Here is a 9,818-nt window from a genome sequence, read left to right as displayed (position 1 = left end):
CCATATGCTTATTTGAAGGACGTCCTCACGCGCCTGCCGACGCAGCGGGCGAGTGAAATCGATCAGTTGCTTCCGCATAAGTGGCAGCCGGTTTAATCACGCAAGGCGTGATGCCCGGACGCATACATCGGAGGGTTCGCAGGAGCCGCTCTATTTGACGCCGGATGGAAAGCGGCTCCGAAATATGGGGCCAGTGACTGCCAAGTTGCGACCTGAGGCAATAAAAAATTGGAGCCACCCGTTCAAGGAAAAGAGCAATCCGCTAGAGCAACTAACGCAGCTGGCCAATGCAGCGTCGGGTTCATACCCGCTGGGAGTGGGCGGTCTTTGGCATGGCGGTGTGCATTTTGACAGCGGTACGTTGAGCAGTTTAGATAAAGCCAGTGTGCACTGTATCGCCGACGGTGAGGTGGTGGCCTACTGTATTGATCGGAACTCAGCAAAAACAGTTTATGTCGTCAATAAACTGCATTTGATGAAGCCTTACTCTCGTAACTTTGTACTCGTCCGTCACCGACTTGAGCCACCTGCGATTGAGGGAGAGACGGAGTCTCCTCCTCGCAGTCTATTTTTCTACAGTTTGTACATGCACTTGCAGGACGGGGCGACCTACGAAAGTGATTTAACCATTGACCGACCTTCCTTTTGGCCGGAGAGTAAAATTTGTTTCGTTCCGGAGACCGCGAAAGATGTAAGTGCCGGGACTCCCAAACAGTACGGACTGAATGTTCGTCATCGGGCGCACCAAGGTAAAGTACTCGATCTTCTGCCGAAAGGGGCACAGGTAACGGTCAGCGGCGAAGGTGATTTCCGCAAACTGGAAAGCTCCACGGGGCCAAGTTATCTGCAGAACGAAGACGGCTCGTTGCTTGGGTACGTTGATTTCGACCGCCTAGAATCTATTGGGGAGGGAGAGTATCGCCTCAAGGGTGATTTGAACGTTCATGTCGATCCGACGGTTCAAAGTAAAACCATTGGCCAAAAGCTGCCGACCGGAACCCAAGTCAAGGTCAATGGTGAGGGCAAATTTCGAAAGTTGGAGCACATCACTCAATACGTCTATATCAAGTCGCTACAAAGTCTGCGTGTCCCCCAGTATGACGGCGTACATGTGCTAAGTGAACCGCTGCCCATCAAGGCTGGAGAGATGATCGGCCACATCGGATGGTACCAGGACTATGCCGCTGACAGGCCGGAACAGAAGCTGCACCTTGAGGTGTTCAGTGAAGATGATGTGGGAAAATTCATCGAAGACTGCCGCAAGTGGGCGTTGAGTTTGCCCACTACGAGTAAGCCTTGGCTGAAGCTTGCCAAGGGTACTGCCGTTGTGGCCCATCAAGACCATTTCAATGCCAAACAACTACCTACCTTCAGTACGGCTGATGCGGTAAGCGGTACCGATTTGTTGGTTCCCAAAAGCTTGCTTGATAGTTTGCCTGCCGCAGAGAAAATCACGGTGCCTGCAATGGCAGGGCGCAAGGCTTACAACTGGTATCGCCTTAATCAGCTTCTCAACGATACCGACAACAAGCTATTGAATGGCTGGGTGCGCGAGGAAGTGGGCGTTACTCCATGGGTCAGTCCATGGGAATGGCAAGACTATGCTGTCATCACGGACTATACCTCTGCACCTGCCTTTATGGCGGCGTTCCTTCGATCACTTAAGCGTTTCACGGATCAGCAACTCCAACGCTATGGCGCGTTAGCTGATGCGGGGGACTCAGGGCCGATAAAGGAGCGGCTATGCCACATCATTGATCGTGATGGCAATAAGAAAATGACCGCGGAGGAAATACAAGCGGCAATTCGAATACCTGCGCACGCCCAGTCGATCTCGCGGTTAATTATCTGTTGCGAGAGCGAGTGGTATTACAAACCGCAAAAGTGGGATGGATTAGATGAGATTTTTGGTCATGGTGGCTCGACTCCGCATATTAACTGGTTGGCGGAGAAGGAGCGGATCAAACAGCTTAGTTGGTGGGGAGAAGTGGCGGATAAGGTTGGTTTGCCGGTGGATGGGAAGGTCTATCACTTTCATCCGGTGGGGCTGGCGGGATGGTTTAGTAACGTAAAGAAGCACCCGGAAATTTTTATAAATGGCATTAAAACGGAACTGAGGTTCTTGGAGTTGTATGACGGCTCGGTGATTGAAGAAAGTGATTTTGTTTTGGCGGCGGCTACGCTTGGTTGTGAAGTCGAAGCAATAAAGGCTGTCGCAATTACAGAGACAGGCTCTTTAGGAAGTTATTTTACGAAGGCGGAGGACGATAAGGTTGCAACTATATTGTTTGAGCGGCACTACTTTCATCAGTTAACAGGTGGTCGGTTTGATCATTCGGATCCGGATATATCATCCCCTGTTAGTGGTGGTTATGGCCTCCACTCAGCACAATATGGGAAGATGGTTAGGGCCTATCGATTGAGTGCTAGTGAGGCTTTGAAATCCGCGTCATGGGGGCGTTTTCAAATTATGGGGAGATATTTTTCCAACGCTGGATATTCCTCTGTTGAAGAATTTGTACGAGACCTTAATTGTTCTGAGAAAAATCACTTAAAGGCATTCGTAAGTTTTATAAAATTTGATGCAGTACTGTCTTCGGCGATTGTAAGAAAAGATTGGTTAAGATTTGCTCTTAAATATAATGGCCCTGCTCAAAAAGGGTATGATCGAAAGATGAGGGATAACTATAATGCGCTTAAAGGCTTATGATTTATTTGTTAAGGCCTTATTCTGTTTTTATTCAATGCTCTGGACTGGCCCAGTATGGGCAATGCCGGAAAAAATTTGTGATGGCGGGGCCGCGTTATTTCAGTGTCAAGTTGGCGGAGGAAGAGACCTTGCACTCTGTCCAAACTATATTGATGGGGCGTTGTCTGGAGTTCAGTATCGCTTTGGTCGAGAAAAAAATATAGAGCTTGCTTTTCCTGAGGAGGGTTTTGTTTTTGATGCTTTCAAGTCGAACCACTTTGTTCGCTATCAGGCTGACTACAAATTAATTAAATTTAACATCGGCTCTTATGTGTATGGTCTTTATAGTAACTACGATGGTGAAGGTGTTGGAGGTGGTGCGAGAAGTGCAGGAGTAGTGGTTTTTGATACATCTAAAAATTCGGCTGCGCAAGTGTCATGTGGGAAAATATATGTAGACGATCTTGAGAAAGTTATTTCCCACTTGGAGTGTGATGTCGACGATGCTTTGGGGTGTGTAACTAAGTGATTTTGTATTTAAGCGTACGGGTGTATAAATTCGTGGGAAGGGTGTGCTAAGTGGAAGTTTGATTTTTAACTTTGTGGGTTTGTTGGGTCTAAAGTTTGCGTTCCAACTTACTTATTTTATTGGTCTTTTAAAAGAGGTGTATTGCATGAAAGGCATCATCCGCATAGGCGACAAAACAACTGGTGAAGGTGAAGTTCTCTCCGGCTCCACCACCATGAAATTCGGCGGTATCGGCGTCGCCCGCGAAGGCGACCCCGTGGACTGCCCGATCCCAGGCCATGGCCGTACTGAAATCTCCGAGGGCCACCCGGTCTTTCGTGACAACGGCATCCCGATTGCCTTTGAAGGGCACGCCTGTGCCTGTGGCTGTACGTTGATTTCATCGCTGCCCGTTGCAGGTGCCAGCTAACTATGCCAGTCAGGATGGACCAGGTACCGGCCCTGGCGCTTCGGCCGGCCCGTCCTCGTATGTGGCGGTGGCTTGGTCTGTTGGTGCTCTTCCTGTTGTCGGGGGGAGGGGGGGCGCTGCTGTTCAGTACTGCACCGGTAAGCCAGCAGCCGCCTATGTTCTGGGGATTGGCCTTGGGCATCCCGTTTATGGGCTGGTGTGTGCTGAGTTCCGCAAGGGTGCTCTTGTATCTCGGCCAGCAACACGCGGCAGATGGTTGGAATGAGGCCCGTGAGCATGATTTGGTGCAGAGAGTTCGCCAAGGGCGGCGCTCACTGGAGGTATTGAGCGCAAGCCTGCATACAGCCTTGCGCAAACCGGACGAAAGCCCTGCAGCACAGATGGATGCGTTGCTCGGGAGTATCAAAGCCCTAAAGGCGCAACCCGCCCGACGGGATAGCGTAACGCTACGTCATAGCCGTTTGGCTGGCGATGTAAATGAAGACCCCGAGCCTGCATTGCTGCGCACGCTGGGGCAGTTGTTTATCGAACTGGCGCCGTCATTGAAGCAGTTGCCTGATGAAACGCCGCTGGCAGTGTTGCTGGAGGTCGAGAGCGGCTTGCTGGATCGCGCATGGGACCGTGTATGGCAACAGGCTTTGCGTAAGTCGGGTATCCGTCAAACGCTCGTCGTCTTGGAGGGGTGTGGTTTGCCCGCGCTGGACCAGTGGCTCGATGAGTGTAACGACGATCAGGCACTGCTGCTGGTGATTGCAGTGCACTTCGCACCGAAGCAGCCCGAGGCAACAGGTGAGGTGGTAGTGGGGTTGCTGCTTGGCAACCGTTTGACGCAAACGACTTTGCCTCCTGTGGCTGTTCTGCATCGACCGGAGCTTGAACAGCAACCATCGACTGAAGCGTTGCACTACGCCGTGACGCAAGCCTTGAACTGGGGACCGGTGGATGCGACATCGGTGCGCCATGTTTGGCGGGCAGGAATAGAGGCACAACGTCACGCGGCGATAAACACCGTACTGAGTGAGGTGCCCATGTCGGTGACGCGTGACCAAGGAATCCACGACTTGGACATATCGCTGGGCTACTCAGGCAAAGCCGCACCGTGGCTGGCCATTGCCGCTGCAACACAAACCATGCAGGGCGGCGCTGGGCCGCAGTTTATTTTCAGCGGGAGCGGCTGCACTGATGCAGGGCTCTGGAGCACAGCGATGACGCCTGTGCTGCCGCTTTCGAAATAGGGATCTCGAATGCAGTTTCGACGCATTGTAGGCTTCTGGGTGCTGGCTGGCATGCTGTTGTTGGCTGGCACGCTGCTGGGGGTGATGGTATGGCGCTACCCGGACTGGTTGGGTATTCAGCCTGGCAGCGAACGCCAGTCCTTTTGGCTGCTGGCGATCGCTGCAACCACGTTGATAGTGGTGCTGTTTCTGCTGGGTTACCACTTGCTGGGCCGTGAGCTGGGGCGTTCGGCGTATCGCAAGCAGGACGCAAAGAACCTCCAGCCGCAAGCGGCCCGTCCTAAATCTCACGTTGCTCAGGTTGCGCAAAGTGCCGTTCCCAATGGTGCTTATCTTCGAGAACGCTATGGCTTCTTCTGGCGGCGCAAAGTTCGACTCTTATTGGTGGTCGGTGAGCCTGAGCAGATTGAGGCGATTGCCCCAGGGTTGAGCGAGCAGCGTTGGCTGGAAGGGCAAAACACCGTGCTGCTGTGGGCCGGTAGCATCCAAGGTAAACCGCAAGACGCGTTGCTTTTGCAGTGGCGCGGCCTGTGCCGCAGGCGTGCGCTCAATGGGGTGGTCTGGGCATTGAGCAAAGACCAATGCACCGATGCCGCCGCGATGAGCGCCGGTGCCCGTCGCCTGCAAACCCTGGCCCGTGCGTTGCGTTGGCAGTTGCCGCTGCACCTGTGGCAGATCGGCGACAGTGCATGGTCTCAGGAGGAGCGCGATAGCCAGCCCGTGGGCTGCCTGCTGCCATCACGTGTCACTCCCTTGGTTTTAGAAAACAGTCTGGATAGTTTGCTCGACCCCTTGCGCCGTGCGGGCCTTGCGCAAATGCACGATGCCGTGACCCATGACTTCCTCCTGCGGCTGTCCCGCGATTTACAGGCCGAGGGCATTGCCCGATGGCGCCAGGTACTAACGCCGCTAATGGGCGCGTTTTCCCGCGGTGTACCGTTACGCGGCCTATGGTTCAGTCTGCCGGTGCCGCCTGTTGAGAGCACGCTTGAACACTTTTGGCCGGTGAATACGGCCTGGCAAGGCGTTCTCAACGATAAAGCGGCCAGTGGCCGTCGATTGGGCTGGAGCGCACACCGGATCACCTATGCGCTGGCCTTGGGATTGGCCGTGCTGTGGGGAGCGGGTCTGCTGCTGTCTTTCGTCAGCAACCGCGCGCAGATCGCCCAGATACACAGCTCACTGACTGCCCTGCAACACTCCTCGCCAGGTGACGAACAACTCCAGGCCCTCAACGAACTGGTCCGCGAGCTGGCACGCCTGGATGATCGCGTCCAGGGCGGCGCTCCGTGGTACCAACGCTTTGGCTTGAACCAAAATCAAGCACTGCTTGAAACGCTGTGGCCACGTTATGTGGAGGCCAACAACCGCCTGATCCGCGACCCGGCCGCCGCTACGTTGCGCCAACAGCTCAACGCGCTGGTCAGGCTGGCCCCGGACAGCCCTGAACGTGCTGAACGTGCCCGCGATGCCTACGCCCAGCTCAAAGCCTATTTGATGATGGCGCGCCCGGAAAAAGCCGATGCCAGCCTCCTGGTCACAACCCTGAGCGACGTTGAGCCTACACGCACAGGCATATCACCAGGGCTTTGGCAAAGCCTGGCGCCCAACCTGTGGCGGTTCTATGGCGAACACCTGGCCGCGAACCCTGGCTGGCGCATCCAGGCCGACCCCAGGCTGGTCGCGCAAGTCCGGCAGGTACTGCTCGGCCAATTAGGCCAACGCAATGCCGAGGCCAGCCTGTACCAACAACTGCTCGATGATGCCGCCAATCACTACCCGGGCCTGGGCCTTCACCAACTGGTGGGTGACACCGATAGCCTGGCCCTGTTCTCCACCGATGCCAGCGTGCCGGGTGTATTCACCCGCCAGGCCTGGGAGGGCCAGGTGCGCCAAGCCATCGACGAGATCGCCGAGGCCCGCCGCGAGGAAATCGACTGGGTACTCAGCGACAAACCCACCGACATCGACACCCGCTTGAGCCCGGACCAGCTCCGTGAGCGGCTCACCGAACGGTACTTCCAGGACTACGCCAGTGCCTGGCTGGATCTGCTCAATAGCCTGCGTTGGCAGCAGGCCGGGAGCCTCGTCGAAGTGATTGACCACTTGACGCTGATGAGCGACGTGCGCCAATCCCCACTGATTGCGCTGATGAATACCGTGGCCTATCACGGTCAGGCCGGCACCCGAACCCAGGCGCTGGCCGACTCGCTCATGAAGTCCGCGCAAAAGCTGATTGGGCAGGACAAGGCGCCGCTGATTGACCAACTGGCCCACCTACCCAGCAGTCCCTTGGACGCAACCTTTGGCCCATTGCTGGCGCTGTTGGGCAAAGGCCCCGAAGGCAAGAACAGCACGGATGGCTTGAGCCTCCAGGCATTCCTCACGCGGGTAACACGGGTACGCCTCAAGTTGCAGCAAGTCAGCACGGCGGCCGATCCGCTGGAAATGACCCAGGCACTGGCGCAAACCGTGTTTCAAGGTAAAAGCATCGACCTGACCGACACCCAATCCTACGGCAGCCTGATGGCCGCCAGCCTGGGGGCAGAGTGGGGCGGGGCGGCGCAAACGCTATTCGTGCAGCCGCTGGAGCATGCCTGGCAACGCGTCCTGCAACCGTCGGCGGCAGGGATCAACAGCCAGTGGCAACGCTCGATCGTCAGCCATTGGGACGATGCTTTCGCCAGCCGCTACCCGTTTACAGCCACTGCCAGCGATGCGTCCTTACCGATGCTGGGCCAGATGATCCGCGCAGACTCCGGCCGCATCGAGCAGTTTTTGCAGCGGCAATTGAGCGGCGTGTTGCGCAAGGAGGGTAGCCGGTGGGTGGCTGATCCGCGCCATAGCCAAGGGCTGCGCTTCAACCCGCAATTTCTGACCGCCATCAACCAGCTCAGCGACCTGGCCGATGTGCTCTACACCGATGGGGGCATGGGGCTGAGCTTTGAACTGCAAGGCAAGCCCGTGCGCGATGTGGTGCAAACCACCTTCATCCTAAACGGCGACAAGCACCAGTATTTCAACCAGAAGGAGAGTTGGCAACGGTTCAACTGGCCGGGGCGTAGTGACTATCCCGGCGTCAGCCTGAGCTGGACCAGTCTGCTGGCCGGCGAGCGGTTGTTCGGCGATTACCCCGGCACCTGGGGCCTGATCCGCTTGTTGGAAAAAGCCAAGGTCACGCCGTTGGACGACGGTGACAGTCGCTACCGCATGGTACTCAAAGCGCCCGATGGTTTGAACCTGATCTGGCACCTGCGCACTGAGCTGGATGCCGGGCCGCTGGCCCTGCTCAAATTAAGGGGCTTCAAGTTGCCCCGGCAGATATTTCTCAGCGAGAACGCCGCCGAAACGCCTTATGCGCAAAACGGGAGTTTCCCATGAGCCTACGCACCTTAATCGCCCGCTGCCTCGGCGAGCGCGACGCGTTGTCCGTCGCCCGCGAACAGGCCACCCAATGGCAACCCTGGTTGCAGCCCATCAGCACCGACTCCCCCGTCGGCGAAGACCCCGGCTACGACGATGACTTCCAGCGCATGCGCGAAGAGGTCAACAAGCTCTCGGGCGCCGATGCCGAGCAGGTCGCCCAACTGGCGCAGAAGCTGTTGACCCACAGCTGCAAGGACCTGCGCGTTGCCACCTATTACCTGTGGGCACGCTTGCACAAGGACGGCGAAGTCGGCTTGGCCGATGGTCTCAGTCTGCTGGCGGCGTTGGTAGAACGCTTTGCCGACGCGGTGCTGCCCATCCGCCCCAACAGCCGCAAGATGGCCCTGGAATGGTTGGCCGGTGGCAAGGTGCTCGACACGCTGTCGCTGTACCCGGAAGTGGTCAAGGCCGAGGCCGAACGTACTGCCGCAGCACTGGCCTGGCTGGAGCGCGGACTGAATCTGTGGCCGCAGGAGCAGCGCCCTGATTTGGCGCCATTGTATGCCGCCTTGTCCGCGAGGCTGGCGCAGTCCGGCGGCATGGACGCGCTGGTGCCGCAGAACACCGCCAGCCATGAGTCAACCGCGCATGCGCCAGCGCCGCAGATCAAGTCCGGGCGTGATCTATTGGACAGCGGTCGGGCATTGGCGGGCTACCTGCGTGAGCAGCCTCTGGGTTGGCTGGCGGCTCATCGGTTGATGAAGAGCTTGCGTTGGGACACCGTGCATCAGACACCCCCTCAGGAGGCTAACGGCAACACGCGTTTGGCGCCGCCGCGCGGTGAATACCGGGCACAGCTCAAACGTTTGTACCTGCAACAGAACTGGTCGGAGTTGATCGAGCAGGTCGAGCGGATCTATGCCGAGGGCGTGAACCATTTCTGGCTGGACCTGCAGTGGTTCTTGTATCAGGCCCTGAGCAAACAACCCGCGCCGCAGGATCGCTGGGCCGATATCGCCAAGCGTGACCTGGGCATGTTCCTTGAGCGCCTGCCGGGTCTGGAGGTGCTGTGCTGGAGCGACGGTAGCCCCTTCGCCGATGAGACCACCCGCGAGTGGATCGCCCAGCACGTCAGCGGCAACCAGCCCCAGCAATGGTTGCCCGTACCCTCGGCGGCACCGACCACTGGCGATACCGACATCCTGTCTCTGGAACGCGAGGCCGTGGCCCAGGCTGACAGCGACGGCGTGGATCAGGCGCTGGCCTGGCTGGCCGCACGCCCCGGTATCCACACCGGGCGCCAACGCTGGTTGCTGCGCCTGTTGATGGCGCGGGTGGCCGAGCAGTACAGCAAGAGCGACCTGGCCATCCATCTGTTGGCCGAACTGGACGCCACGGCGCAACGTCACGCCTTGGCCGAGTGGGAGCCCGAGCTGAATTTCGAGGTCAAAGCGCGGCTGCTCAAACTGCTGCGGGTGAAAGCCCAGCGCAATGACGCCGACAAACCCAACCTGGCGCGGCGCATGGAAGCTTTGCTGGCGGCGTTGGTAGCCATCGATCCGGTACGCGCCGCAGTGCTTTGCGGCTAAC

At 57.4% G+C, this 9,818-nt stretch carries 7 protein-coding genes; all 7 read left to right on the top strand.

The annotated features are described in order from the left end of the window. On the top strand, nt 1-96 hold a 96-nt coding region (locus tag AC19YY_RS13865; protein ID WP_339493108.1), incomplete at its 5' end, for a transposase domain-containing protein. A gap of 58 nt (nt 97-154) precedes the next feature. After that, complete coding sequence (locus tag AC19YY_RS13860) at nt 155-2,710, top strand: N-acetylmuramidase domain-containing protein (protein ID WP_500604368.1); 2,556 nt, start codon at nt 155-157, stop codon at nt 2,708-2,710. After that, entirely contained in the window at nt 2,691-3,218 is a 528-nt protein-coding gene (locus tag AC19YY_RS13855) for a hypothetical protein (RefSeq protein ID WP_170041196.1), read from the top strand. The genes AC19YY_RS13860 and AC19YY_RS13855 overlap by 20 nt, the downstream gene beginning before the upstream one ends. Nucleotides 3,219-3,363: 145 nt before the next feature. After that, nucleotides 3,364-3,627: a PAAR domain-containing protein gene (locus AC19YY_RS13850; RefSeq protein WP_038846786.1), complete on the top strand. Its 264-nt coding sequence runs from the start codon at nt 3,364-3,366 to the stop codon at nt 3,625-3,627. 2 nt (nt 3,628-3,629) lie between these two features. Beyond that, complete coding sequence (locus AC19YY_RS13845) at nt 3,630-4,862, top strand: KPHS_23130 family T6SS system protein (RefSeq protein WP_170041197.1); 1,233 nt, start codon at nt 3,630-3,632, stop codon at nt 4,860-4,862. A gap of 9 nt (nt 4,863-4,871) precedes the next feature. Next, on the top strand, nt 4,872-8,243 hold the full coding sequence (locus AC19YY_RS13840) for an ImcF-related family protein (RefSeq protein ID WP_500604367.1): 3,372 nt from the start codon (nt 4,872-4,874) through the stop codon (nt 8,241-8,243). Further along, nucleotides 8,240-9,817, top strand: a complete 1,578-nt coding sequence (tssA, locus tag AC19YY_RS13835; RefSeq protein WP_172311681.1) for a type VI secretion system protein TssA — start codon at nt 8,240-8,242, stop codon at nt 9,815-9,817. The genes AC19YY_RS13840 and tssA overlap by 4 nt, the downstream gene beginning before the upstream one ends. The last annotated feature ends 1 nt before the right edge of the window (nt 9,818 follow it).

It is taken from the genome of Pseudomonas sp. MF09156, from assembly GCF_059862305.1.
This window is presented reverse-complemented; position numbering and strand designations above follow the sequence as displayed.

Excerpts from the sequence above, each read along its gene's own strand:
- AC19YY_RS13855 (WP_170041196.1), top strand. The coding sequence starts at position 2,691 with ATGCGCTTAAAGGCTTATGATTTATTTGTTAAGGCCTTATTCTGTTTT.
- AC19YY_RS13850 (WP_038846786.1), top strand. The coding sequence starts at position 3,364 with ATGAAAGGCATCATCCGCATAGGCGACAAAACAACTGGTGAAGGTGAA.
- AC19YY_RS13845 (WP_170041197.1), top strand. The coding sequence starts at position 3,630 with ATGCCAGTCAGGATGGACCAGGTACCGGCCCTGGCGCTTCGGCCGGCC.
- AC19YY_RS13840 (WP_500604367.1), top strand. The coding sequence starts at position 4,872 with ATGCAGTTTCGACGCATTGTAGGCTTCTGGGTGCTGGCTGGCATGCTG.
- tssA (WP_172311681.1), top strand. The coding sequence starts at position 8,240 with ATGAGCCTACGCACCTTAATCGCCCGCTGCCTCGGCGAGCGCGACGCG.